Raw genomic sequence first — 25,093 nt, forward strand, 5'->3', positions numbered from 1 at the left:
CTAGTTCGGGTTCGGGCCGTCGGTCCATGCCCCTCGACTGCGAAGCGCCGCCCCGATCACCCGGAACGCGTCGTCCAGCGACGCGCTGAGCGTGAAGTTCGCGCGCACCTGGGCGGAGACGAACCCTTCGGCCTGCATGTGGTCGACCAGTGCGCGCAACGGGCCCCAGTACCCGTCGATGTCGGCGAACACGATCGGCTTCTCGTGCAGCCCGATCTGCCGCCAGGTGATCGCCTCGAACGCCTCGTCCAGGCTCCCCACGCCGCCGGGCAGCACCAGCACCGCGTCGGAGCGCTCCATCATCCGGCGTTTGCGCTCGTGCATGTCCTCGACGAGTACGAGTTCGCCGACGCTCGCCGACGGCGGTTCGATGTCCGCCAGGTGCTGCGGGGTGATGCCGATCGTCCGCACCCCGAGAGCTGCGGCCTCGTCGCACATCACCCCCATCAACCCGACGGCCGATCCACCGAATACGAGGTCGGCCTTCGCCTCGGCGCAGTACGCCGCGACCTGCCGGGCCGCGGCGGCGTACGAGGGTCTGCTGCCGAGCGACGAACCGCAGAACACGGCGACAGCCGGTGAGTCCATGGGGGCCACCTCACAAAGGGCGTTCATACGGACCGCGTGTCGTCGATTCCGCTCGTTCTCCCCATTCTCGTTCACGGCTCGGGAACGGAATTGGTATTCCTCGCGGGAGAGGCGCGCATAAAGGAATGCGGGGAGCCGACAGGGCGGTGTGGGAATCCTTCGTGGACCCAGTGACGGTAGATCAAGAAACAATCCGGCGTCAACACCCCTTCCGCACCCGGCTGATCATCACCCGCACCTGGCCGGAATCCGTTCGCCGCCCGTGCGAGGGAACGGTGCGGGCCGGCGCGCCCGGCCTCCGTGCCGGATGCGGAATCCGGCGGAAACGGGTCGGCGGGCGGGCGACGTCGCGCGGAGTTCAGCCCGCGAGGGCGACCGGAAGTTCGTCGAGGGAGCGGATGACGCGGATACTCCCGCCGACGTCCATGCCCGCACCGGAGTTCGCCCGGTCGAGCCAGTACGCGTGCAGTCCCGCGTCACGGGCACCCACCGCGTCGATCTCGTACTTGTCGCCGACGTAGGCCACTTCGTGCGGTCGCAGGCCCAGCGAGGCACAGCCGGCGAGGAAGATGCTGCGCGCGGGTTTGGCCGCGCCGTGCTGGTCGGAACAGACCAGCACGGTGCCGAAGTAGGACAGAAGGCCGATGGCTTCGAGCTTGCGACGCTGGTGGTCGGCGGAGGAGTTGGAGACGATCCCGAGGCGGTAGGCGGGTGCGAGCCTTCTCAGCGCGGGCTCGGCGTCGGCGAACCCGGCCCAGGCGGCGTTGCGATGGGCCTCGTACCCGGCGAACCAGGCGGAGACCATCCGGTCCGACAGCTCGGCGCGCGTGGCCCGTCCGATGCGGAGCAGGAATTCCCGGGCACGTTCGCGCTGCTGCCCGGGGAAGGTGAGTTCGCCCTTGACGAAGCGGGCGTACTGCTGCTCCATGATGGTCCGCCAGAGCGCGACGGCGGTGGCAGGGTCGGGAAACCGTTCGAGCAGTCCCTCGGCCCGCAGGTGGGAGAGCACGCCGACTTCTTCCGAGGACGAGTAGTCGAACAGCGTGTCGTCGACGTCGAAGAGCACGCCCCGGATCGGCACGTGTCGTCCCTTCCGGCCCTTCCGCCGGGCAGGTGCCGGCGCGCGGGCGTCCCGTGGGTGCGCGGTGGGGTGTCGGGCCAGGACCTCCCAAGGGGAGAACCCGCCCCGCCCGTCGGTGAATCGGCCGCCCGGGATTTCCGGTCGGAGGAATTCGCCCCGTGGCGAACGCAGCCCTCCCCCATGGGCCTTGAGGCGGCGGTATGACCGTAGAGCCGGCATGGTGCGAAGTCAACACCCGCCAAATTCCTCGCACTCGGGCCGGAGTCCGGCCCAAGGGGCCAGAAGTGGGCCGATCGGCAGGTGCTTGACATCGGCGGGAAGGGCATTGAACACTCGCTGACGCGGCAGGCATTTCCCCTTCACCGGCCGCCTCGACAGTTCGATCCTTTTGTTTCACGGCACCCTCACCGCGAACGGTTCTGCTTTCGAAGAGGAGCCTTCATGCAGGAGAATTACTCTGCCGAGAACATATGGGCCGCCTGCTCCGTCCGGCCCGCCGGCCCCGGCCCCGGCCCCGGCGGCGGACGCCGGGCCCAGGGCCGCTCCTGATGACCACCGGGCCAGCCGCTCGCGAGGACACCGGGAAGCGCACCCCGGCACTGCCGCACATCACCGCGGTCGGCACGGCGCTGCCACCGGTCTCGTACACCCAGCGGGAACTGCTCGACCTGTTCCGGATCACCGATCCGCGCATCAGGTCGGTCTTCACCAACAGTGCCATCGACCGGCGCTACCTCGACCTGCCCCCGGCCGAGCCCGGCTGTCCCCCTCCCGCCGAAACCCAGGGCGAACTGCGGAACCGGCACCTGTCGACCGGGCTCGACATCGGCGCCGACGCGATGCGCGCGTGCCTGAAGCAGGCGGGCGCCCAGCTGTCGGATGTCCGCTACGTGTGCGCCGTCACCTCGACCGGACTCCTCACGCCCGGCTTCAGCGCCCTGCTGATCGGGGAACTCGGGCTGTCCGACCGGTGCTCCCGCATCGACGTGGTCGGAATGGGCTGCAACGCCGGCCTCAACGCCCTTTCCGCCGTGACCGGTTGGGCCAGCGGCCACCCCGGGGAGCTGGCGCTGATGGTGTGCATCGAGGTGTGCTCGGCGGCATACGTCATCGACGGCGGCATGCCCAACGCCGTGGTGAACAGCCTGTTCGGAGACGGTGCGGCGGCCGTCGCGGTGGTCGCGGGCCCCGGTGCCGGGAACTCGCCGGCCGTCCTGGACTACGCCAGCAGCACCATCCCCGGCACGGCCGACGCCATGCGTTTCGCCTGGGACGACCGCCTCGGGAAGCTGAGTTTCCTGCTCGCTCCCGACGTGCCCTACGTGGTGGGAGCCCACGTCGAGGAGACGGTGGACCGGTTGTTCTCCGCCCACCGGCTCCGGCGGGCCGACATCGCGCACTGGGTGGTGCACTCCGGGGGCAAGAAGGTCATCGACTCGCTGCGGGTCAACCTCGGCCTGACCCGGCACGAACTCCGCCACACCACAGGGGTGCTCAGGGAGCACGGCAACCTGTCCAGCGGGTCCTTCCTCTTCTCCTACCAGCGTCTGCTCGACGAGGGCACCCCACGGCCCGGGGACCACGGAGTGCTGATGACCATGGGCCCGGGTGCGGCGATCGAGACGGCGTTGCTGCGCTGGTGAGCGCCTACCGGCTCCTGGAAGGGACGGACATGTACGAACACGACACGAGCAGCCGCCACGAGCATGCCGAGCGGGTACTGCGGATCGGCGCCGGGCACCCGCTCCCCGTACTGACCGATGCCGTACGGGAGGTCTGCGAGCAGGCCGAGGCGGACCGCCGGTGCCTGGTGCTGAGGCTCGTCGACGGTGGCACGCCGGGGGAAGGGTGGCCCGGTGACGTCACCATCCAGGAGGTGAACCGCTGGGAGCGTGCCGTGCGCCGGCTCGAACGGCTCCCCGCGGTCACCATCGCCGTTGCCGAAGGGACCTGCGCGGGGGCCGCCTTCGACCTCCTCCTGGCGACCGACTACCGGATAGCCGGCGCCGACCTGCGGCTGCGCCTGCCCGTCAACGCCGGTCAACTCTGGCCGGGGACAGCCGTGTTCCGGCTGGCCCAGCAGGTGTCCCCCGCGCACGTCCGCCAGTTGGTGCTGTGGCGGCACGAACTGTCCGCCCGCCAGGCACTCGAGGCGGGAGTCGTCGACGAGTGCCGCGCGGACACGGACGCGGCGGTACGGGCGGCGGTCGTCCTCCTCGGCGAACTGGCCGGCGCCGAGGTCGCGGTGCGCCGCCAGCTGATCCGGGAGGCCGCCTCCTCCCCCTACGAGGACGCGCTCGGTGCCCATCTCAGCGCCTGCGACCGCGAGTTGCGCCGCCTCGGGCGGCGCCGGCCGGTGACGCCGCTGCCGCCCACGGGCGGCGGCCGATGACCGGCACCGAGACCGTACGGTACCGGCGAACCGCGGACTGGCTCGCCGGCGCACCGGAGTTCACCGCCGGCCTCGCGAAGGACGCGGAAGCGCTGCGCGCCCACATCGCCGCCGCGGCCGAACTGCCCCCACCACGACCGAAGGCCGCGCACGGGAGCGGCGAGGGCAAGGGCGAAGGCAACGGCGAGGGGGCAGGCGAGGTCGCGCAGTGCGCGCCGTCCGTCCAGGACGCATGCCGCGCACTGCGCGCACGCTTCATCGGCCGCCACGCCGACGCGGTGTACGACGAGCTGACTGACCGCCGTACCGCCCGTCCACGGCTGGCGGAACTCCTGCACCGCGCCGCCGACCGCTACCCGGGCCTGGTACCCACCCGTGCGCACATGGCCGAGCAGGCCGCCTTGGCGCAGGCGGACAAGGACGGGTCGGAGATCGACCAGGGGATCTTCGTACGCGGAGTGCTGCGCGCGCCCACGGCCGGCCGCCACCTGCTGGCCTCGATGCTCCAGCCGTCGCCGCGCGCCCTCGACCTGCTGCCCCGTTTCCGCCGTACCGACCGCATGGACCTGGGGTCCGTGCGGGTGGAACGGCGGGGCACGGCGGCGCACCTGACCGTGACGAACGGCTACTGCCTCAATGCCGAGGACAACGCGCTCGGCGACGCCATGGAGACGGCCGTCGACCTGGCGCTGTGCGACGACCGGATCAAGGTCGGGGTGCTCCGCGGCGGGGTGATGGACCATCCCCGGCACCGGGGGCGGCGCGTCTTCAGCGCCGGCATCAACCTGCGCCACCTCCACCGCGGGCAGATCTCCTTCGTGGACTTCCTGCTCGGCCGGGAGTTGGGCTACGTCAGCAAGATCCTCCGCGGCGTGCTGGACGAGCCCCCCGCCGGGTCCCCCGCCGATCCTTTCGCCAGGTCCTCCGGCGGCACCTTCGCCGGCCACTCCGCCGACTCCTCCGCCGACCCCTTCGCCCCGCCCCGGTTCGCGCAGAAGCCGTGGATCGCGGCCGTGGACAGCTTCGCGATCGGCGGCGGCATGCAACTCCTGCTCGTCTTCGACGTGGTGATCGCCGCCGCCGACGCCTACTTCAGCCTGCCCGCGGCCCAGGAGGGCATCATCCCCGGAGCCGCCGATCTGCGGCTGCCGCGGCTGGTCGGCGGCCGGCTGGCGCGGCAGGTCGTCCTGTCCGGCAGACGCATCGCCGCGACCGAACCGGAAGCCCGCGCGCTGTGCGACGAGGTGGTGCCGCCGGAACAGGTGACAGCCGCGGTCGAGGCGGCGGCGGCGCGGTTGGCCGACCCCGCCGTGGTCGCGAACAAGCACGCTCTGGTGGCGGCCGAGGAACCCCTGGACCTGTTCCGCACCTACATGGCGGAGTTCGCCTACGCCCAGGCCGTACGCGTCAACAGCCCGGACGTGATCGACAAGCTGACCCGGTCGCTGCCGGGCCGTCCCGCCGCGGAACGAGGTCGGGGCCCGTGCGCGTGAGTGCCCGTGAGCTGCATCCCGCCGTGTCGGACCCGGCGCTGTCCGCGGTCGGCGACCTCAACGAGGTGATGGCGCGCCATCCGACGGCGATCTCGTTCGCCCCCGGAGCGCCGCACCCCGACTTCTTCGCCGACCTCGACATCCCCGCGCTGCTCGACCGCTACGTCGGCCACCTCGCCCGTGAACGGGGTCTCGACCGAGCCGCCGCCCGGCTGCTGCTCTACGAGTACGGGCCTGCCCGCGGGCTGATCAACGATCTGGTCGCCGAGGCGCTGCGCACGGACCTGGGCATCGCCTGCGGGCCCGACAGCGTGGTGATCACCGCCGGCGCCCAGGAGGCCATGCTCCTGACCCTCCGTGCGCTGTGCCGATCGGCCGAGGACGTCCTGGCGGTGGTCGATCCCGCCTACGTCGGGATCACCGGCGCGGCCCGGTTCCTGGACATCCCGGTCGTACCGGTCGAGGACATGGGCGCCGGCCCGGACCTCGGCCGGCTCGAACAGGTCTGCGCGGACGAGCGTCGCCGCGGCCGGCGCGTCCGGGCCCTGTACGTGGCACCGGACTTCGCCAACCCCTCGGGTACCCGGATGGACCTGCCCTCCCGGCGGCGCCTGCTGGAGACCGCCGCCCGTGAGGGGTTCCTCGTCATCGAGGACAGCGCGTACGGCTTCACCGCGGCCGGCGGCGACGTCCTGCCGCCGCTGAAGGCCCTGGACCAGGACGAGTCGGTGATCCATCTCGGGACCTTCTCCAAGGTGTGCCTGCCCGGCACCCGGGTGGGATACGTGCTGGCCGACCAGCGGACCCGCGGGCCGGAGGGCAGCCGGCCGCTGGCCCACCACCTCGCGGCGCTCAAGGGGGCCGTCACGGTGAACACCTCGCCGCTGTGCCAGGCCGTGATCGGCGGCATGCTGCTGGAACACGGCGGGTCGCTGGCCCCGTTCACCGCCCGGCGGTCCGCCTTCTACCGCGGCAACCTGCGAGCGCTGCTGGCCGCCCTGGAACGCCACGTCGGACCCGCGGGGCGGTTCGACACCCGCGAGGCGTCCGCGGAACCCCCCGGTCCGGTGTGGCAGCGGCCGGCCGGGGGCTTCTTCGTCCGCATGCGGCTGCCGGTTCCGGTGGACACCGCCCTGCTGGAACTGTCCGCGGCCCGCTACGGAGTGCTGTGGACCCCGATGTCCCCCTTCTGGATCGGCGGCGGCGGGGACAACGAACTGCGCCTGTCGTGCAGCTATCTCACCCCCGAGCGCATCCGGGAGGGAGCGACCCGGCTGGCCCGCTTCCTCGCCGGCCTGCCGGCGCCCGGGGGCGCAACACCACGTGTCACGCCATGACGGAGGTATCACGATGGACGCGGAACGCAGGCTGGTGCTCCGGTTCTCCGGCCTCGACCGGCGCAGCGGCCCCATGACCTGGTCGCAGTACGCGATCTGGTCCGTCATCCGCTGGGAGGGCGAGACCGCGTACCGGCGGAACCTGCCGTGCGTGTGGTCGGTGCCGCCGGGCGTCCGCGTCGACGATGTGCTCGCCGCCTTCGAGGAGTTGCTGACCGCGTGCGAGACGTTGCGCACGACCTTTCGCAGTGACGGCGACTGGCCGCGGCAGGAGGTCCACGGCTCGGGGGAGGTCCCGGTCGTGCTCAGCGACGCCGGCTCCGATGCGCCGGCCGAGCACACCAAGCTCCTGCTCGCGCGGCTTCTGGGTACTTCCTTCGACCTCGCGACGGATGTCCCGCTGCGTCTGGGCATCGTGACGTCGGGCGGACAGGTGGTGAAGGTGGCCGCGGCGTTCTCGCACGTCGCCGTCGACGGCTGGAGCGTGGAGATCGTCCGGCGCATGGTGGACGAGCTCCTCACGAAGGGTCCCGGCGCGCTGCGCTCTTACGCCGGGCAGTCCGAACAGCCCCTGGAGCGGGCGGAGTTCGAACGATCGGAAGCCGGCGTGTTGGCCGCACGGCGGACGTTGCGCTTCTGGCAGCGGGCCTTCGACGAGGTCCCGTCGGTCATGTTCGCCGGCGGCCCCGAGAGCAAGGCGCTGGCGGAGCGCGGAAGCGTGCACTCGCACCACATCGCCCGCGCCGTACGGGACATCGTGGTGCGCGACAAGGTGAGCAGTCCCGCCGTGCTCGCCGGGGCGGTGTCCCTGGTGCTGTCGGCCGCACTGGGCGAGTCCGATCTCGCTCTGCGCAGCCTGGTGGTGACGAGGTTCCGGCGCCAGGCGCGGTACTCGGTGGCGACGCTGAACCTGAACGGACTGTTCCGGCTGAAGGTGGAGCCCGGACCGATCCGAGCCCACTTCCTGCGGGCGGCCGCGGCCTCGCTCCAGGCCGTCCAGTACAGCCAGTGCAACCCGGACGAGATGGAGGGCGTGATCGACTCCGCGCTTCGGGACCGGGGGGAGGAGTTCAAGCAGTGCGTGTTCCTGAACGACGTCAGCCAGCCGATCGGCCCGGTGCCGGACCATGAGACGGGAGCCGTGGCGGCGGCACGGGGCCTGACCGCGCGCGGCGGCCCGGACCACGACGCGGCCTGCTGCGACGGCGGTTCGGTATACCGCCGGATGCCGGACGGCGAACCGGACAGGGAATCGAAGTTTCTCTTCACGGTGGCACGGGTCGCACCCGTGGCGGAGGTCTTTCTCTATCTGGACCGGCGTTTCTTCCCGGTGGGTCCGACACAGATCCTGCGGGCGGTGGAGTCGGTGCTGACGGAAGCGGCCCGCGACCCTCATGTCGATACGCTTTCTCTCGCCCGCCGGTGCCTTGCTCTCGCATAAGATTCCCGTCATGCCGAACCACCCTGTTTTCACCGACCTTCTGCTGTACTCGGACGACGAACTGGAGCGGCTGCTCGGCGCTCGCCCCGCGGAACGCCGCGTGATCCAGGCGTGGCCCCTTTCCTGCGTCGAGGAAGTGCGCCTCGCGGACGGCAGGAGACTCGTCTACAAGGCCCAGTTGCCGCCCTCCGTCGAGCCGGAGTTCTACGCGGCGGCGGATTCCGTGCTCCTGCCGGCCCACCGCGACCTCGGACGGCTCGGCCGGGTGCGGATGATGGCCCTCGACTGGATCGCGGCGCCCCTGCTGTCGCAGACCGAGCACGACGCGGACGGGCTCGTCGCGCACGCCCGGAAGGTCATCGCCCTGATCGGCGAGATCGGCGGTGAACCGCCGTCGTACCTGGACGTCGGCTCGCCCGGGGCCTGGTCGGAGGCGGTCGACCGGCTGCTGGGCCGATGGTCGGGGCTGCTGGCCCGGGGGCGGCTCGCCGGCACCGGACCGGACGACCTGGACCACGTGCGGGCGTGGGCGGCGTCGGCCCCGGTCCAGGCGCTGCTCGAGGACGGCTCCCGCCTGGCGCACGGGGACCTGAAGGCGGACCAGATCTTCGTCACCCCGGACGGCTACCGGCTGATCGACTGGCAGCGGCCGATCCTCGCCCCTCCGGAGGTCGACCTGGTCTCCCTGCTGGTCGCGGCGGGGATCGATCCGCACCCGTTCGTCGACCCGACGACGGTCGCGGTGCACTGGCTGCTGCGCCTCAACTGGGCGGTCGAGGCGCAGAGCGAGCTCTTCCCCGACCAGGTCCTGCCCCTGCTCGGGGCCTGGGCCCACGAGGCGGTGGGTCATATTCGGGACATATCCGCATCGCCGGGCCGGCCGCGGTGAAGTGCAAAGGTCGGCAATTCGACAGAAAGGGAAACTGGAAACAAAGTGAGCTGACAAGGGATTTGACAACCCGTCGCTAAAATCGACATCCGCAGGGTTGTGCGAACATGATCCGGGCATCTATTTTCAGCAGACCAGGAGGGCGCGGAACCCAGGGCGGATTATCACTCTCCGTAGGTCTTTCTCGGACAGGCGATCTTCGGCCCTTCGAATCATGGAGGTACGGCTTGCTGGGCGGGGAGGATCGCGGAATTGTCGGGGCAGAATCGGGGAACGTCACCCGTGTACGCCTCGACGAAATAACTGTCGGTGAACCTATCAGAGCGGCCGGGGTCGACGAAGCACACGTCAGAATTCTGTCGGAATCCACGGAAAAACTGCCTCCCATCCTGGTGCAGGCGAGTTCGATGCGCGTCATCGACGGTATGCACCGGCTGAGGGCCGCACAGCTCCAAGGGCGCACGGAGATCGAGGCCCGGCTGCTGGACATCTCGGACGCGGAGGCGTTCCTGCGCGGCGTGGCGGCCAACGTCTCCCACGGCCTCCCCCTGACCCTGGCGGACCGCAAGTCCGCGGCACTGCGGATCATCGAGTTGCACCCCGAGTGGTCCGACCGCGCGATCGGCGGCGCGGCGGGTGTGTCGGACAAGACCGTCCGGGCACTGAGGCACCGTCACGCCGAGGACCTGCCGGCGCAGACCCGGCGGATCGGCCTGGACGGAAGGGTCCGGCCGGTGGACGGTGCCGCCAGACGGCAGACCACCTCCGAACTCCTCAGCGCGCACCCCCAGGCGGCGCTGCGCCAGATCGCGAAGTGGGCGGGGGTCTCGCCCGGGACCGTCCGCCGGGTCCGCGACAGCATGGACCGCGGCAAGCCCGCGACGGTGCGCGGCCTCGTCCCGCTCCAGCCGCGCACACCGGCGCTCGCCGAGACGGGCAAGGAGACCGGTGGGCCGCGCACGGCGGCGCGCGCCGGTGCGGCGTCGGCCGATGTGCCGGCGAAGGACGCCGAGTCGATCCTTCAGGAGCTGCGGCAGGACCCGACGCTCAGGTACCGCGCCAGCGGCCGCGACCTGCTGCGGCTGCTCGGCCTGCGGCCCGCGCTCGCGCTGCGCCGCAAGGTGATCGAGACCATTCCCGAGCACCGTGTGACGGCCGTTGCCACGCTCTTCAGGATCTACGCGCAGGACTGGCTGGATCTCGCGGGCCTGCTGGAGACGTCGGTCCGGACCGAGCGCGAGCCCGTACAGCGGCCGGCGCGGTGATGCGGGCGTCCTGCGGTGTGCAGCCGCGGAAAAGCCGCACTTGCACACCGCATACTCCAACGCGCGGCACCGGCAGGGCATTTCAGGTCCTTCGTGCACTTCGGGCCCGCCGGCCGGACGTCTCAGCTGATCTCGATGGCCATCGTCGGACACTCGTCGGCGGCGCTGCGGGCGGCCGCCTCCTGGTCCGGGGTGGGCCGCTGCGCCAGCAGCAGCACCCGCCCCTCGGCCGGGTCCTGGTCGAAGAGTTCGGGTGCGGCCGCGGCGCAGTAGCCGGAGCCGCAGCAGCGCTCCCGGAAGACCTCGATGCGCATGGGTCACCTCCTGGGTCGGACGGATGTCGGGTCGGGCCGTTCAGGACCGCTGCGGTGCCGTCTCGGTGACCGAGACCAGTCGCCGGATCGGCGAGAAGACCACCAGCAGGAGCGGCAGCGGCATCAGCAGGGTCACGCCGAGGATCGTGCGGTGCGCGCCGATCGCCGAGCCGAGCACACCCGCGAGGATCGCGCCGAGCGGTGTCACTCCCGCGATGAGCGTGATGATCGCCGCGTTGGCCCGGCCGCGCAGCTCGTCGGGAACGGCCACCTGCCGCAGGGCGGCCAGGCAGATGTTCGACCCGACAAGCCCGAGCAGCGAGACGAACCAGAGGACCGTCAGCCCGGCGATCAGCAGCGGCTGCGGGCCGTGCACGAGGCCGACGCACAGCAGCCCGGCCCGCAGGCACACCATGAAGCCGAGGAACGCCCGCCCGTACCCGAACCGTTCGACCAGCCGCGGCAGCAGGAGGCTGCCCACCACCCCGCCGACGCTTCCCCCGGCGAAGACCAGGCCGATCCATCCGCCGCTCAGCCCCAGGTCCCGCGTCGCGTACAGGACGAAGAGCGTCAGCACGACCTGGGTCAGGAAGTTGGACAGTGCGGCGTTCACCGTCACCGGACGCAGATAGCGGTTGCCGAACACCGCCGTGACGCCCTCCCTGATCTCGCGTATCACCTGCCGGGGCGCCGGCCTGGCGGGGCTCGGCGATCCGGACGGGTCGGCGGACCTGCGGCGGATCAGCACGAGGCTGAGCGCCGAGCAGAAGTACGACAGCGCGTCGGCGGCCACGACGAACGGGATGCGCATCACGGCGATGGCCGCGCCGGCCACGCCCTTGCCGGTCAGGCTCAGCACGTTACGGGTCAGTTCCATCCGGCTGTTGGCCGCGATCAGCAGCGACTGCGGCAGCAGGCGCGGCAGGTACGCCCCGTAGGAGATGTCGAAGACGGTGCTGAGCACCCCGATGACGAACATGCAGACGTACATCACCTCCACGCGGAGCAGGCCGGCGTAGGCCAGCACCGGGATGGCGCCGACGGCCACACCGCGCCCGAGGTCCGAGACGATCAGCAGTCTGAGCGGGTTGACCCGGTCGACCAGCACCCCGACGAAGAGCGACAGCGGGAGGGCGGGCAGCGTCTGCAGGAACGTCAGCACGCTGATCTGCATGGTCGAGGCGCCGAGCGTGACCACCGCCACCAGGGGCAGCGCGACGCTGGAGATGCTGCTGCCCAGCGTGGAGATCGACTGCCCCGTCCAGAGCCTGAGGAAGTCGCTCTGCCCGCGCAGCGATTCGACCGCCGGCTTCTCCCGCTGGGCTTCCCCGGTGGCCATCACGCGGCCTGGTCGTCGGCGGCCAGGCGGATGGGAAGGCGCTTGAGGCCCTGCTGGAAGTAGGACGTGATGCGGGTCGGCTCCGCTGTCGGGTACGGGCGCAGGCCGCGGTCGATGAGCGAGTTGAGCAAGGTGCCCATCTCCAGCCGGGCCACGTTCGTGCCCACGCAGTAGTGCGAGCCGTTCCCGAAGCTCAGGTGCCGGTTCGGGTGCCGCGTGACGGTGAACAGGTGCGGGTCCTCGAACATGCTCTCGTCGCGGTTGGCCGAGTACAGCCAGACGCTGACCCGGTCGCCCTTCTTGATCGGCACCCCCGCGACCTCCGTGTCGGCGAGCGCGACCCGGGCGAGGTTCAGGGTCGGGGTCGTCCAGCGGAGGATCTCGTCGATCGCCGTCGGCATGATCGACCGGTCGTCGACCAACTGCCGGTACTGGTCGGGGTGTTCCATCAGCGCGAGCAGACCGCCGCCCATCGCGTTGCGGTCGGCCTGGAACCCGCCGAGCGTCAGCGCGAAGCAGTTGACCGCGATCTCCTCGTCGGAGAGCCCGCCGCCGGCGGCCTCGCCCTGCGCGACCCTGGTCACCAGGTCGTCGCGGGGGCTGCGCCGCCGCTGGAGGACGAGGTCGCCGAAGTACGCGAGCAGTTCGAGGTTCGCCTCCGAGGAACCCTTCCTGCTGGTGGTCGGAGCGACCAGGTTGAGGTCCTTGACGCCGTGCGAGACGTGCGTGAGGTTCGTGACGAGCCGCCAGTCCTCCCGCGGCACCCCCATGAGCCCGCAGGACACGGCGATCGGCAGCCGCTCGGCGACCTGCGCCATGAAGTCGAAGGACTCACCCGTCGCGACCTCGTCCACGATCTCCTCGACGATGTCGTGGATCATCGGGCGGATGCTCTCGACCGAACGGGCGGTCAGCGAGGGGGTGAACACCGACCGCAGCCGGGTGTGGACCGGCGGGTCGGTGGTGAACGTCATCAGTCCCGCGGTGGGGTCACGGGTCACCCGGGTCGGCAGGATGTTGCCGAATTCGGAACTGAAGATCTCCGGGTGCCGCAGCACGTGGACCACGTCGTGATAACGGGAGATCACCCAGAATCCGGTTCCGCCGTCAGGCGCCCGGTGCCAGTGCACCGGTGCTTTTCTGCGCAGTGTCGCGAATACTTGCAGCGCACGGGGAGTGGTGAACATGGTCGAATCCATGAGATCGATGTCCTTGACGTCCATCGTCGGCCCTCCGGTCCGTAGCGGCAGTCGGACATGGCGGTCTTCCGATCGGGTCCACGCAGCTCAACAGGTGCCGGGGACCGGGGCGGAGTGCCTCGCCGATGCCGAACAATGCCACGAACACCGCCGGGTTGTCGTGCTCGGAACGGACACCGGGCGGGCCCGCCCGGATTCCACCGCGCGCCGGCGGCACGACGGTTGACCCGGCGATCCGGTGCCACGAACATGGCTGAAGTTGTTTTCCGGGGTCGATGATTTCTGGAGGCGATTCATGTTCGATGCGAAGACCACAGAGTTCTATCTCGTGGTACGCAACGACGAGGAGCAGTATTCGATCTGGTGGAGTGATCGCGAATTGCCCGCGGGATGGCACCCCGTGGGCGATCCGGCTCCACGCGAGGAATGCCTGGCCCGCATCGACGAGCTGTGGACCGACATGCGGCCGCTCAGTCTGCGCCGCTGGATGAGCGAGCACCCCGACGACTGACCGCCCACGGGGCGACGAACGCGACGGAGCACCCGGTGAGCACCGGTTCCCGGTGCCGCCGCCCGCAGCCGACTGGAACCGTGAGACGGGAAGACCATGCGAAGCGCTGACGCGACCGACCGGTACGACACCCCCGATACGTCCGTCCTGTCCTGGGCGGTCGAACTGACCGGCCCGCTGGACTCCCAGGCCCTGCAACGCACCCTGCGGGTGACGTTGCGGAACCCGCCCGTGGGGCAGCCGGCCATGACCCGCACGCTGGACCTGAGGCACCTGCCGGCCGCCGAGCAGGACGACGCGGTCGACCGGGTCCGGCGCGAGGAGAGCGGCGCGCTCGCGGGAGTGGCCGCCGAGGCCCCGGCGCGGACGGCCGTGTGCGTCCTCGCGCCGGATCGCCACGTGCTCGTCGTGGCCGCGCCCGGGGCCTGGGCACCGCGCCGCGCGAGCGTGCTGCGGGACCTGTCGCGCCACTACCGCGGAGAGCCCGCGGCAGGCGGCCCCGGCCAGCCCGGCGTCTCCCCGAAGCGGCCGACCGGCCCCGGGACGCCGCGCTCCGCGGAGTCCAGCGCCCGGACGCCGCGCTCCGCGGAGCCGGGCGGTGACAGCGGCGCCGAACAGGTGCGCCGGTGGGCGGAGGCGTTCAAGGGCGCCGAACGGCTCGGCCTTCCGGCCGAGCACGCCGGCACGAACGCCGGACGCACGGACACCCGCATCGCGACCCTCCCTCTGGCGCCGGACGTCTCCGCCTCGCTCGGCCGGGTCGCGGCCCGGCTCGGTGTCGGCGAACCGGCCCTGGTGCAGGCCGCGTTCGCGGCCTGGCTGCACCGGCACAGCGGGCAGCGCGACCTGCTGTTCGGTACCGGCCCGTACCGCTGCGACGCCGGTTCACCGCGGGCGGACGGGCCGCGCGGCGGGGCCCCGCTCGTCGTCGTGCCGGTCCGGCTCGCGCTGACCGCCTCCGCGACGCCCGCCCAACTCGCCGACCGGTGCCGGAACGCCGTCGAGGAAGGCGCGGCCCTCGCCTCGCACGCCGGCACGCCGTCGGCGGCCTACCGGGACGCCGTCGGCGACCTCGCCCCGCGGGCCGTCGTCTCCGTCGTGCCCGGCCACGACAAAGACCCCTGGGTCCCGGGCGTGGCGGTCACCACCCGGCTGCCCGAGTACCACGACATCGGCGCCGACCTCACCCTCACCGTGGAGCTGGGTGCGCGGGACGAGGTGGCCGGGCGGTCCGGCCCGCTCCTCGCCCTGGCGTACCGCCCCGGGTCCCTGCGGCCCGGACTCGCGGAGCTGCTGCTGGAACGCTTCGAGCAGGTGCTGCGCCAGTCGTCGGCCGACCCGGCAGGGGTCCGGGTGGGCGAGTTGAGCATCGTCACCGCGCGGGAGTCGGCGCTGCCGGAGGTGGCCAGAGGTCCGCTCCGGGACTACCGGAGAGGCACCGTGCCGGAACGGTTCGCCGAAGCGGCCGGGCGGTACGGCGACCGGATCGCCGTGGCGGACGACCACGGCGGGACGTTGACGTACGCGGAGCTGGACCGGCGCACGAACGCGCTCGCCGCGCACCTGGTCGCCATCGGTGTCCGCCCGGAGCACCGGTGCGCCATCGTGTACGAGCGGGGGGTCAACGCGATCGTGGCCGTGCTGGCGACGATCAAGGCGGGTGCCGCGTACCTGCCGGTGGACCCGGCCATGCCGGTCAACCGGATGGAGGCGCTCTTCCAGGACGCGGACGTGCGCACGGTCCTGACCCACTCGCGGCTCGCGGAGCGGCTGCCCGGCCGGGCCGCGCGGGTCGTCGCCCTCGACCTCGTCGGGCCCGACCTGCCCGCGGGGGCGGGCGCCGGCCCCCGGGTCCCGCTGTCCGCCGCCAACCTGGCCTATGTCATTCCGACTTCGGGCAGCACCGGCCGGCCCAAGGCGGTGATGATCGAGCACGCCGCCCTGACCCATTTCGTCGACATGGTGCAGGACTTCTTCGAGCTGTCCGCCGACGACCGCATCGCCCAGTGCGCGGCGCTGTGGTTCGACGTGTCGGTCTTCGAGATCTTCGCCGCCCTGCTGATCGGGGCGAGCGTGCACATCGCGGGTGACGACACCAAGCTCACGCCCGGCGCCCTCCAGACCGTGCTGCGCGAACGCCGGGCGACGGTGCTGATGACCACTCCCTCGCTGCTGGAGACCCTGGACCCGGACGGCCTGCCCGACCTGCGGGTGATGTCGGTGGGCGGCGAGCCGTTCTCGGCGGAGCTGACCGCGAGGTGGGCGCCCGGGCGGCGGTTCGTGAACGGCTACGGTCCGGCCGAGGCGACGGTCGAGGTCGTGGCGAAGGTCTGCGCGGGCACCGGGCAGGACGACCCGCCCATCGGCCGCCCGCTGGCCAACCACAGTGCGTACGTCCTCGACGAACGCATGCGTCCGGTACCGGTCGGTGTGGCGGGCGAGTTGTACCTCGGCGGCGCGGGCCTGGCCCGCGGCTATCTCGCCCAGCCGGGGCCGACCGCCGCGGCGTTCCTGCCCGACCCGTTCGGCGCGGCCGGTGGCGGGCGGCTGTACCGGACCGGGGACCTCGTCCGCCGCCTGCCCGACGGCGACCTGCTGTACGTCGGGCGCACCGACCGGCAGGTGAAGGTCCGCGGCATGCGGGTGGAGCTGGGCGAGGTCGAGCAGGCCATGTGCCGGCACCCGGAGGTCAGCCGTGCCTGTGCCGTCACGGTGACCACCCCCGACGGGGACACCGAGATCGTCGGCTACGCCGAGGTGCGCGGCGGCGGCGCGGCGGCCGACGGCATCCGCGCCTTCACCGCGGACTGGCTTCCCCCGTACATGGTGCCGGGCACGCTCGTGGTGATGGACAGCCTCCCGGCGAACAGCAGCGGGAAGGTCGACATGGCCGCGCTGTCCGCGCTGCCGTTCCCGCCCGCCGGCACGGTGCCGGGGCAGCCCGAGGCGGCGCCGCTGCCGACGGCGACCCAGAAGGCGGTGGGCGAGATCGTCCGGGAGGTGCTGCGGGTGGAGGACGCGCCCGTGGACGAGGACCTCTTCGCGCTCGGCGGCAACAGCCTCCAGGTGCTCCGCATCCTGTCCCGGGTGCAGTCGGCGTTCGGTGTCACCCTCACGCCGCAGGAGTTCTTCGAGGAACCCACGGTGCTCGGTATCGCGGCGGCGGTGGACGGCCGGCCGGCCCATGCGTGACGAGGGCGGCGGGCGGGCGCCCGGCTCCCGTCCCCTCGACACCGTCCCCGTCGACGCCGGCCCCCTCGACTCCCACCCCCTCGACGCCGGACCCGTCGACACCGGCCCGCTGTCCCCGCAGCAGCGCCAGATCTGGCTCGCCGACCAGAACGCCCCGCCGACCGGCCTGTACAACGAGGGCTGCCTGCTGCGGCTGAGCGGCACTCTGCGGCCCGAGCACCTGCACCGGGCCCTGGTCGCGCTCGTCGGACGCCACCAGGCGCTGCGCACCACCTTCCCGCTCCAGGACGGCGAACCGGTCCAGGCGGTCTGGCCGGCGCCCGCGGCGGCCCGGTACGCCGACCCCTGGGGCGACGACCTGGTCGATCTGAGCCATGTGCCGCCCGACGTACGGCTGGAGCGGGTGCTCGGACTCGCCCGACAGCGCACCGAGGCCGCCTTCGACACCGCGCGCGGACCGCTGCTGCGCTGGACGCTGGTCCGGCTCGGCCCCGACGACCACGCCCTCGTGCTCGCGGTCCACCATCTCGTCTGCGACGGCTGGTCGCTGCGCCTGCTGCTGCGCGAACTGGTGGAGTGGTACGCCGCTTCGGCCCGGGGCGCGGTCCCGCCCCCGCTGCCCGACGCGCCGTCCTACCTCGCGTACGCCCGCCGGCAGCACCTGCTCGGGGCGACCGCCTGGCAGGACGAGCTGGACCGCCGCGCGGACGCGCTCGCCGGGGCGCCGACCCTCGCCGAACTGCCCGCCGACCGGCTGCGCCCCGCCGTCAAGGACTTCCGCGGCCGGCGCGACGCCTTCCCGATGAACGAGGAGACCCGTCAGGCGCTGACCCGGCTGGCAGCCGGCTGCGGGGGAAGCCGGCTGGCGGTACTCGCCGCGATGTCCGGCGCGCTGGTCTACCGCTGTACCGGCCGCGGCGACCTGCTGCTGGGCACCGCCACCGATCCGCGGCCGGAGCGGTTCTCCCGCACCGTCGGGCTGTTCGCCAACCTCGTCCCGGTACGGCTGCGGCCCGACGGCGGCAGCACGGTCGACCGCCTCCTCGACGCCGCCTGCGACGCCGTCTTCGACGCCATCGACGCCGGCGCGGTCCCGCTGGAGGCGCTGGCGGCGGCCCTGCGGCCGGCCTACGACCCGAGCCATCCCCCGCTGGTCCAGCTCGTCTGCACCATCTGGGACCGCGACTACGCCCACCTGTCCTGCGCGGACCTCGACTGGGACGTGCTGGAGGTCCCCAGGACGCGGGCCCGCTTCGACCTGATGATGGAACACGTCTTCGACGCCGGCGCGTGGACGGTGCACGTCGAGTACGACACCGGCCTGTTCGGTCCTGACACCGTCGCCCGGTTCGTCGCGCACCTCGCGCGCCTGATCCGCGGCGCCGCGAGCGCCCCCGGCCAGCCGCTCGCCTCGGTGGCGATGCTCCCTCCGCCGGAGGTGTCCACCGCCCTGGCCGCGGACGAGGTGGTCCTCGACCGCGACGGCAACGTGCTGCCCGTCGGCGCGTGCGGTGAGCTGCACCGGCTGGTCGCGGGCCCCGACGGCCGGCCGGCGCCGACCCCCGCCGGACGCACCGCACGACGCCTGCCCGACGGGCGCGTCGAGACGCTCGGACCGCTCAGGCGCCGGATCAGGCTGGGCCAACTCGACGTTCAGCTGGACCAGTTGGAGGACGTGCTGCGCGGCCTGCCGGCGGTCCGGGACGCGGCGCTCACCGCGCCCCACGGCGAGGACCCGCGACCGGTCGCGTACGTGGTGACCGAGACGACGGCCGGCGCCGCGGACCTGGCCGGCCTCCGGCGGGACCTCGCGGCGGCGCTGCCGCGGATGTGGGGTCCCTCCGAGGTGACCGTGCTGGCGCAGATCCCCCGCCGGCCGGACGGAACCGTCGACGAGGCCCGGCTGCCGGCCACGCCGCGCGGGACGGCCGGCCCGCCGCCGTACACCGGACTCGAACGCACCCTCACCGACGTGTGGAGCCTGCTCCTGCCCGGCAGGACGGTCGGGCCGCACGACGACTTCTTCGCCCTGGGCGGCGGGTCGATGGCGGCCGCGCAACTGGCCGTACGGCTCACCGAGGCGCTCGGCGTTCCCGTCGGCGTACGGGACGTCTTCCTCCACCCGACGGTGCACGACCTCGCCGCCGCCCTCACCGCGCGGCTGCGCGACCGCACCCAGGACGTGGCGGGCGCCGCCCCCACCGCGCCTGCCGGGCAACGACCGGACCGCGAGCCGGCGTTGTCCGCCGCCCAGCAGCAGATCTGGGTCAACGAACGCCTTATGCTCGGCGCCGCCGACGACTTCAACAGCGCGTTCGCGCACCGGATACGCGGCCCGCTGGACGCCGTCGCACTGCACCGCGCCCTCCAGCGGACGATCGACCGGCACCCCGGTCTGCGCGCCAGGTTCGAGGCGGTCGACGACATCCCCCGCCAGCACTTCTGCGACACCGCCACGGTGGCGATGCCGCTGCTGTCGGTGGAGGACCTGCCCGCGGCGGAGCGCGCCGCGCAGGCGGTCCGGCTGGCCCGCATCGACGCCGGCACGAGGTTCGAGACGGGGACCGCTCCGCTGGTCCGCGCCACGCTGATCCGGCTCGGCGCCGAGGACCACCTGCTGTCCTGCACGCTGCACCACCTCGTCACCGACGGCACGTCGATGGGCGTCGTCCACCACGACCTGGGCGAGTTCTACGCCGCCCAGCTCACCGGCCGCGAGCCCGTACCGGCCCCGGTCGGCGCCCACTACGCCGACTACGTACGGTGGGAGCGGGCCTGGCTGGCCGGCGAACGCGGCGCGGCGGCCACCGCGTTCTGGCGGCGCAACCTCGCCGGTGCCGCCGAGCTCCGCCTTCCCATCGCGCCGGGCCGCAAGCGGGCCACGCTGTCGGTCGCCTCCTGCCGCCGCACGGTTCCCGCGCCGGTGGTGCGGCGCCTGGCCGGCCTCGCGCGGCGCTGCCGCGCCACGGTGTTCATGGCGGTCACCGCCGCGCTGACGACCGTGCTCGCCCGCTGGAGCGGGCAGCGGGACATCGTGCTGGGCACCCTGGTCGACAACCGCCCGACCGCGGAGGTGCAAGGGACGGTGGGCTGCTTCGCCGGGTTCGTTCCGCTGCGCGTCGACCACGACCCGGAGTTGGCCTTCCCGGACCTGCTGGCACGGACCCGCGATGTCTGCCTGGACGCCTACCAGCACCAGCACCTGCCCCTCGCCGACATCGTGCGGGCGGCCGGGGCCAGGCGCAGTTTCGACCGCATGCCCCTCTTCCAGGCCACGGTGCAGCAGGTCCGGCCGGAGCTCCAGGCGCTGTCCCTGGCCGGCTGCCGGACGGAGCCGGCGAAGGTCACGGCGGACGTGAGCCGCTTCGAACTCACGCTCTTCGTGCAGGAGACGGCCGGGGGGCTGGTCCTCGACCTGGAGTACGCCACCGACCTGTGGGACGAGGACACCGTCAGGGCCCGGCTCGACCGTCTCGTCACCGTCCTGGACGCCGGCAGCCGCTCAGACCGCTGAGGACACGGACCGGTCCTGGGCCATCCGGTACCGGGGCGGCGCCATCCGCACCGAGCGGAACCACTCCTCCAGCTTCCGCCGGTGGCGCGCCTGCTCGGCCGGCGCGGTCGACGGCGAGGCGTTGAACGCCATCAGGCGGCTCATGGTGGTGTGGAGATCGACCAGTTGCGCCATCGTCAGGCCCTTGCCGAGCAGGTACGGCACGGCCCAGAAGTCGTAGTTGTAGCCGGGCATCCACACCGAGCCGGTGACCTCCCGGAACACGGCGTCCGCCGCGTCCGCTGCGCGCCCGGAGTCCATCGTGGCGTGCGACCAGTCGTAGCCCTGACCGGTGATGCCGAAGGTCTCCGCCTGCTGGTGGATCGGCGAACGGTGGTTGTAGAACCACAATTCGGACCGGTAGAAGGTCGGCTGCGTCTCGTTGATGAAATCCACGGTGTTCCGGACCGTCTGCTCGGTCTCCCCGGGAAATCCGCAGATGAACGACGCGAACGTCGCTATCCCCCGCGCGTGCAACTGCTCCATGGCGAATCGGTACTGGTCGCCGCTGCTCGACTTGACCATGTTGCGCAGTACCGAGTCGTCACCGGTCTCGATACCGAGGAAGACCGCCCGGCAGCCGCTGCGCCACATCAGATCGAATATCTCGGTGTCGCGGGCGGCCGAGCAGCGGAAGAACGAATACCACTCGAACGGGAAGTCGTTCCTGATCATCATCCGGCACAGTTCCTTGAACCGGCCGATCGGCACGTTGAAGGTGTCGTCCACGAAGACCAGATGCCGGGTGCCCAGATCCGCGAGCTGCCGCAGTTCCCGCTCGACGGTCTCCACGGAGGCGACGCTCAAGGCGCCGGCCCGCACCGGGAAGTCGCAGAAACTGCACTTGAACGCGCAGCTGCGGGCGGTGCGGGTCTGCACGGTCGCGCCCAGCTCGCTCCGGTCGCACAGACCCCAGTCGATCGCGCACGCGTCGAGGCTGTTGGCCTCCGGCCGCGTGCGGGTGAACCGGAAGCCGGTGTCGGCCCGGGTGTACAGGTTGGGGACGTCCGACGGCTCCGTGCCCTGCCGCACCGCGCTGACCAGGCGTCCCAGGGACTCCTCTCCCTGGGACTCCCTGATGTACGAGTCCGCGCCGACCCACTCGAAGACGGTCGTGAGGGCTTCGGCCGACAGATCGTTGGCCAGGTTGTCCACCAGCGGGCCGCCCACGACGACATGGGCCTCGGGGTACCGCTCCCGGACGAACCGGCAGATCTCGTGCACCGGCCACGGCATGAGGTAGAACGTCGTGGTGATGGCCACCACCTTCGGCCGGCGATGCTCCAGCACCTCCTCCAGCCGGGAGGTCTCCGGCCGGAACAGGCTGATGTACTCGGCGTCGAATCCCTGCCGGCGAAGGTAGCTGGTGAGATACACGGCGGCGAGATTGGGAACTTCGCCCACGTGGTAGTACGGGTCGGCGCCGACCGGTTGGAAACGTTCCGCGTAGTGGTTGATGACATCCATCGGAGCCAGCCGCGCTCCGTCCACCAGGAGGTGCTCACGCATGAACACCCGGCGTTCCGGGGATTTCGGTTCCTGAGCCATCAACCGGTGCTCGTGGAACGAGAGCGGCGGGTCGTTGTAGCCGATCACCATGCAGTCGAGACTTGAGTTCATCGTCAACCTCACTCACATGCGTCCGGGTGCGCCGGGAAACAAGGGAACATGCCGACGGACAAGGCGGATGCCGAAGAGACCCATCCCGAAAATCGGTCACAGGCAGGAATCATCATGACGCCTCAACCCACCATCGCCGAGTCGGACGAAATGAAACAGAGCAGGACTCCGGTGCACCGGCTGATCGAGACGCAGGCGCGGCGGACCCCCGACCGCCTCGCCTTCACCGACGCCTCGTCGGAGCTGACGTACCGCCAACTCGACCTGCGCGCCGACGCGCTCGCCCGCGTGCTGCGCGCGGGCGGCGTCCGCCGCGAGACACCGGTCGGGCTGTACCTGGACCGCTCGGCGGACCTGCTGGTCGCGCTCCTGGCGGTGTTCAAGTCCGCCGGCACCGCGCATCTGCTGGACCCCCGGTGGCCGCACCAGCGCACCACGGCACTCCTGGCGGCGACCCCGCCCCGGGTCCTGCTGGCCCGTCCCGCCGCGCTCCCCCCGGCCGCCGCGACCGCCCGCTGCGAGGTCCTGCCGGTCGATCAGGCGGCCTCGGCCATCGGCGGGCCGGAGGACCGGGCCGTTCGCGTCCCGGTGCACCCGGACAATCTCGCCTACGTCGTGCACACGTCCGGATCGACCGGCGAGGCCAAGCCCACCGGGATCACCCATCGATCCGTCAGCCACTGCGTCGCGACCCACGCGGCCGGGCACCGCGTGCACGGCTCGGACCGGGCGAGCTGGCTGGCCTCCCCGGGCTCGTCCGCGGGCGTCGGCGAGTTGTGGCCCTACCTCGCGCACGGAGCGAGCGTGCACACCACCGACGCCGCCGTCGTCGCCTCCCCCGCGGAGCTGCGCGACTGGCTCGTCACGACGGGGATCACCAAAGCGTTCCTCAACTCCCTGACCGCACAGGAGCTCATGGCGCTGCCCTGGCCGTCGGACACCCCGCTGAGCCTGGTGACGGTCGGCGGGGACCGGGTGGCGCGCTGGGCACCGCCGCACCTGCCGTACGAGACCGCGGTGTCCTACGGGTCGGCCGAGGCGAACGGCGTCACCAGCGGCCTCGTCCCCTGGACGCGCAGATGCACCTCCCACACCGCCGGCCACGCCCGCAGGTCCGCGCCGCCGCCGGTCGGCCGGAGCTGGCCGGACGTGCGGGTGATGGTGCTGGACGACTCGATGCGGCCGATGCCGGCCGGCGGGGTCGGTGAACTGTTCGTGGCCGGACCCGAACTCACCCGGGGCTATCTGGACCGCCCCGCGCTCACCGCCGAGCGGTTGCTGCCGCATCCCCGGCCCGCCGTCCCCGGCGAGCGCGTCTACCGGACCGGGGACCTGGCCGTCCTGGACCGCGACGGCATGCTGCATCACCACGGCCGGACCGGGGACCTGGTCAAGGTGCGCGGCCACCGGGTGGAGCCGGGCCAGGTGCAGGCGGCCGTCCTGGAACACCCGGACGTCCTGGCCGCGGAGGTCGTCGGCGTCCCGGATCACGACGGCCGGACCCAGTTGGTGGCCTACGTGGTGGCCGGCACGGACGGGCCCGGCGCGACGGTGCCCGCCGGACTGCGGCGCTTCCTGCTGCGACGGCTGCCCGAACACGAGGTGCCCGCGGTGGTGATCGGCCTGGAGCGGCTGCCGCGCAACGCGAACGGCAAGGTGGACCGGCGGGCGCTGCCGGTTCCGGTCCTCCCCCCGGCCGGCCCGCCGGTGCCGGATGCCGGGCGGCCGGACGGCGCCGGGAGCGGCCTCCCCGCCGGCGACCCGGAGGAGGACGACGCGGCCGCACAGGTGCGGCGGATGTGGACGGCGCTGCTGCGGGTCGACAGCGCCTCGGCGTCCGACGACTTCATGCTGTCCGGGGGGACTTCCCTGCTCGCGGGGCGGCTCGTCGCCGCCGTCCGCGACGACCTCGGCGTACGACTGCGGCTGCGCGACTTCCTGCGGCGCCCCACGCTCGGAGCCCTCATCGACCAGGTACGCGCCGGACGGGCCGTCCGCTGAACGACGGCGGTGCCCGATGCCCTGGAGGGCATCGGGCACCGCCGTCGTGGCTCCGCTGGGTACGCGGTGTTCAGTCGAAGAGCGCGTCCATGGTCTCGTGCGAGTCCGCGCTCTCCAGGTCGGCGGCGTTCGCCCAGGCCGTGTTGAGAATGATGCGGGTCGCGTCACGGTTGAGCGGGACCGTCCGGTGCAAGGTGGTGTCGGTCCGCAGAAAGTAGATGTCCCCGCTGCTGTGGTAATAGGTCTTCACCGGGTACTTGACGAGATAGTCGTGCACGCGCGGGTCGGACTTGTTCCAGTCGGTGTGCGGAACGCACTGGAGCATTCCGCCCGCCTCGATCTCGGGCGCCTCCACGATCCAGATGAGCGCGAAGGAGAAGTCGCCCCAGTGCCACCCGTGGGTGTCACCGACCTTCTCCTGCTTCGTCATGACGAAGCGCTCCGGCTCGTAGGGACACGGCAGCACCCTTTCCCCGGCCAGCCGGGACAGGAATTCCAGCAGCGCGGGCGACTCGTAGACCGCCGGCACCAGTTCGCTGTTGTCGGCGATGTGGCGGAAGCCGACCGTACTCATCCTGCGGGGCGTGTTCGACGTCTCCTTGAGTGTGGTGTCGATGCGTTTTGCCTGGTCCAGCAGCCGACGGGCGTCGTCGCCGATCGCGCGCTTGAGATCCGGCGGCACGATCCCGGACACCTTGACGTAGCCCTCGCGGCGGAAGTGCTGGGAGAGCCCGCGGACGGTCCAGTCGTCGTGGAATTCTTTGGCCAGGTGATTCCGCAGCTGTTCCTCGATGTCGTTCGCCAGCGCGTCGTTCTCGCCCACAGCACAACTCCCGTCGATCGGCCGGCTGAATGAGTCCGGGCAACATAACCCGCGC

The 25,093-nt window shown here is 72.0% G+C and carries 18 protein-coding genes; 11 read left to right on the plus strand and 7 right to left on the minus strand.

Going from position 1 to position 25,093, the window contains the following annotated elements:
- Together OG896_RS05965 and OG896_RS05970 are read right to left on the minus strand one after the other, a co-directional pair.
- Entirely contained in the window at positions 1-588 is a 588-nt protein-coding gene (locus tag OG896_RS05965) for a TIGR00730 family Rossman fold protein (RefSeq protein WP_329363076.1), read from the minus strand.
- A 358-nt stretch (positions 589-946) separates the two neighbouring features.
- Positions 947-1,669, minus strand: coding sequence for an HAD family hydrolase (locus tag OG896_RS05970; protein ID WP_329363077.1), 723 nt, complete (start codon positions 1,667-1,669; stop codon positions 947-949).
- 548 nt (positions 1,670-2,217) lie between these two features.
- Between OG896_RS05970 and dpgA the strand changes: the two genes are divergently transcribed.
- From dpgA to OG896_RS06005, 7 genes are all read left to right on the plus strand, one after another.
- On the plus strand, positions 2,218-3,312 hold the full coding sequence (gene dpgA / locus OG896_RS05975; protein ID WP_329363079.1) for a 3,5-dihydroxyphenylacetyl-CoA synthase DpgA: 1,095 nt from the start codon (positions 2,218-2,220) through the stop codon (positions 3,310-3,312).
- A 29-nt stretch (positions 3,313-3,341) separates the two neighbouring features.
- Positions 3,342-4,061 (plus strand): enoyl-CoA-hydratase DpgB, encoded by a 720-nt coding sequence (dpgB, locus tag OG896_RS05980; protein ID WP_329363081.1) that lies wholly within the window; start codon positions 3,342-3,344, stop codon positions 4,059-4,061.
- The gene (locus OG896_RS05985) at positions 4,058-5,554 is read left to right on the plus strand and encodes an enoyl-CoA hydratase/isomerase family protein (RefSeq protein ID WP_329363083.1); all 1,497 of its coding nucleotides are present in this window, start codon (positions 4,058-4,060) and stop codon (positions 5,552-5,554) included. Before dpgB ends, OG896_RS05985 begins: the two co-directional genes overlap by 4 nt.
- Positions 5,551-6,891, plus strand: coding sequence for an aminotransferase-like domain-containing protein (locus tag OG896_RS05990; RefSeq protein ID WP_329363086.1), 1,341 nt, complete (start codon positions 5,551-5,553; stop codon positions 6,889-6,891). The genes OG896_RS05985 and OG896_RS05990 overlap by 4 nt, the downstream gene beginning before the upstream one ends.
- A 13-nt stretch (positions 6,892-6,904) precedes the next feature.
- Positions 6,905-8,332, plus strand: coding sequence for a condensation domain-containing protein (locus OG896_RS05995; protein ID WP_329363088.1), 1,428 nt, complete (start codon positions 6,905-6,907; stop codon positions 8,330-8,332).
- A gap of 10 nt (positions 8,333-8,342) precedes the next feature.
- Entirely contained in the window at positions 8,343-9,221 is an 879-nt protein-coding gene (locus tag OG896_RS06000; RefSeq protein WP_329363090.1) for a hypothetical protein, read from the plus strand.
- A 407-nt stretch (positions 9,222-9,628) separates the two neighbouring features.
- Positions 9,629-10,486 (plus strand): ParB N-terminal domain-containing protein, encoded by an 858-nt coding sequence (locus OG896_RS06005; protein ID WP_329363092.1) that lies wholly within the window; start codon positions 9,629-9,631, stop codon positions 10,484-10,486.
- Positions 10,487-10,608: 122 nt separating this feature from the next.
- Here the strand turns inward: OG896_RS06005 and OG896_RS06010 are convergent, their stop codons facing one another.
- The 3 genes from OG896_RS06010 to OG896_RS06020 are packed head-to-tail and all read right to left on the minus strand — an operon-like array spanning position 10,609 to position 13,338.
- Positions 10,609-10,800 carry a ferredoxin gene (locus OG896_RS06010; RefSeq protein ID WP_329363094.1) on the minus strand — a complete coding sequence of 64 codons (192 nt, stop codon included), beginning with the start codon at positions 10,798-10,800 and terminating at the stop codon, positions 10,609-10,611.
- A gap of 40 nt (positions 10,801-10,840) precedes the next feature.
- Positions 10,841-12,139, minus strand: coding sequence for an MFS transporter (locus OG896_RS06015; RefSeq protein WP_329363095.1), 1,299 nt, complete (start codon positions 12,137-12,139; stop codon positions 10,841-10,843).
- Complete coding sequence (locus OG896_RS06020) at positions 12,139-13,338, minus strand: cytochrome P450 (protein WP_329363097.1); 1,200 nt, start codon at positions 13,336-13,338, stop codon at positions 12,139-12,141. The genes OG896_RS06015 and OG896_RS06020 overlap by 1 nt, the downstream gene beginning before the upstream one ends.
- Before the next feature lie 295 nt (positions 13,339-13,633).
- On the opposite strand from OG896_RS06020, the gene OG896_RS06025 reads away from it, so the two are divergent.
- The 3 genes from OG896_RS06025 to OG896_RS06035 all read left to right on the plus strand — a co-directional run bounded on the left by OG896_RS06025 (position 13,634) and on the right by OG896_RS06035 (position 20,555).
- Complete coding sequence (locus OG896_RS06025) at positions 13,634-13,849, plus strand: MbtH family protein (protein WP_329363099.1); 216 nt, start codon at positions 13,634-13,636, stop codon at positions 13,847-13,849.
- 96 nt (positions 13,850-13,945) lie between these two features.
- Positions 13,946-17,041: a non-ribosomal peptide synthetase gene (locus OG896_RS06030; protein WP_329363102.1), complete on the plus strand. Its 3,096-nt coding sequence runs from the start codon at positions 13,946-13,948 to the stop codon at positions 17,039-17,041.
- Complete coding sequence (locus OG896_RS06035) at positions 17,034-20,555, plus strand: condensation domain-containing protein (protein ID WP_329363104.1); 3,522 nt, start codon at positions 17,034-17,036, stop codon at positions 20,553-20,555. The genes OG896_RS06030 and OG896_RS06035 overlap by 8 nt, the downstream gene beginning before the upstream one ends.
- Here OG896_RS06035 and OG896_RS06040 read toward each other — a convergent pair.
- A complete protein-coding gene (locus OG896_RS06040) occupies positions 20,544-22,214 on the minus strand; it encodes a PhpK family radical SAM P-methyltransferase (RefSeq protein ID WP_329363107.1) in 1,671 nt (556 codons plus the stop codon). The genes OG896_RS06035 and OG896_RS06040 overlap by 12 nt on opposite strands.
- Positions 22,215-22,328: 114 nt before the next feature.
- On the opposite strand from OG896_RS06040, the gene OG896_RS06045 reads away from it, so the two are divergent.
- Positions 22,329-24,215, plus strand: a complete 1,887-nt coding sequence (locus tag OG896_RS06045) for a non-ribosomal peptide synthetase (protein ID WP_329363109.1) — start codon at positions 22,329-22,331, stop codon at positions 24,213-24,215.
- 70 nt (positions 24,216-24,285) lie between these two features.
- On the opposite strand, the gene OG896_RS06050 is transcribed toward OG896_RS06045, so the two are convergent.
- A complete protein-coding gene (locus OG896_RS06050) occupies positions 24,286-25,038 on the minus strand; it encodes a HalD/BesD family halogenase (protein ID WP_329363111.1) in 753 nt (250 codons plus the stop codon).
- Positions 25,039-25,093 lie beyond the last annotated feature (55 nt).

Origin of the sequence: Streptomyces sp. NBC_00669, assembly GCF_036226785.1 — a bacterium.
In the GTDB taxonomy this organism is placed as follows: domain Bacteria; phylum Actinomycetota; class Actinomycetes; order Streptomycetales; family Streptomycetaceae; genus Actinacidiphila.

Coding starts and splice junctions, on each gene's coding strand:
- dpgA (WP_329363079.1), top strand. CDS start 2,218: ATGACCACCGGGCCAGCCGCTCGCGAGGACACCGGGAAGCGCACCCCG.
- OG896_RS06035 (WP_329363104.1), top strand. CDS start 17,034: ATGCGTGACGAGGGCGGCGGGCGGGCGCCCGGCTCCCGTCCCCTCGAC.
- OG896_RS06005 (WP_329363092.1), top strand. CDS start 9,629: ATGCGCGTCATCGACGGTATGCACCGGCTGAGGGCCGCACAGCTCCAA.
- OG896_RS06010 (WP_329363094.1), bottom strand. CDS start 10,800: ATGCGCATCGAGGTCTTCCGGGAGCGCTGCTGCGGCTCCGGCTACTGC.
- OG896_RS06025 (WP_329363099.1), top strand. CDS start 13,634: ATGTTCGATGCGAAGACCACAGAGTTCTATCTCGTGGTACGCAACGAC.
- OG896_RS05995 (WP_329363088.1), top strand. CDS start 6,905: ATGGACGCGGAACGCAGGCTGGTGCTCCGGTTCTCCGGCCTCGACCGG.
- OG896_RS05965 (WP_329363076.1), bottom strand. CDS start 588: ATGGACTCACCGGCTGTCGCCGTGTTCTGCGGTTCGTCGCTCGGCAGC.
- OG896_RS06045 (WP_329363109.1), top strand. CDS start 22,329: ATGACGCCTCAACCCACCATCGCCGAGTCGGACGAAATGAAACAGAGC.
- OG896_RS06040 (WP_329363107.1), bottom strand. CDS start 22,214: ATGAACTCAAGTCTCGACTGCATGGTGATCGGCTACAACGACCCGCCG.
- OG896_RS06020 (WP_329363097.1), bottom strand. CDS start 13,338: ATGGATTCGACCATGTTCACCACTCCCCGTGCGCTGCAAGTATTCGCG.
- OG896_RS06015 (WP_329363095.1), bottom strand. CDS start 12,139: ATGGCCACCGGGGAAGCCCAGCGGGAGAAGCCGGCGGTCGAATCGCTG.
- dpgB (WP_329363081.1), top strand. CDS start 3,342: ATGTACGAACACGACACGAGCAGCCGCCACGAGCATGCCGAGCGGGTA.
- OG896_RS06000 (WP_329363090.1), top strand. CDS start 8,343: ATGCCGAACCACCCTGTTTTCACCGACCTTCTGCTGTACTCGGACGAC.
- OG896_RS05985 (WP_329363083.1), top strand. CDS start 4,058: ATGACCGGCACCGAGACCGTACGGTACCGGCGAACCGCGGACTGGCTC.
- OG896_RS06030 (WP_329363102.1), top strand. CDS start 13,946: ATGCGAAGCGCTGACGCGACCGACCGGTACGACACCCCCGATACGTCC.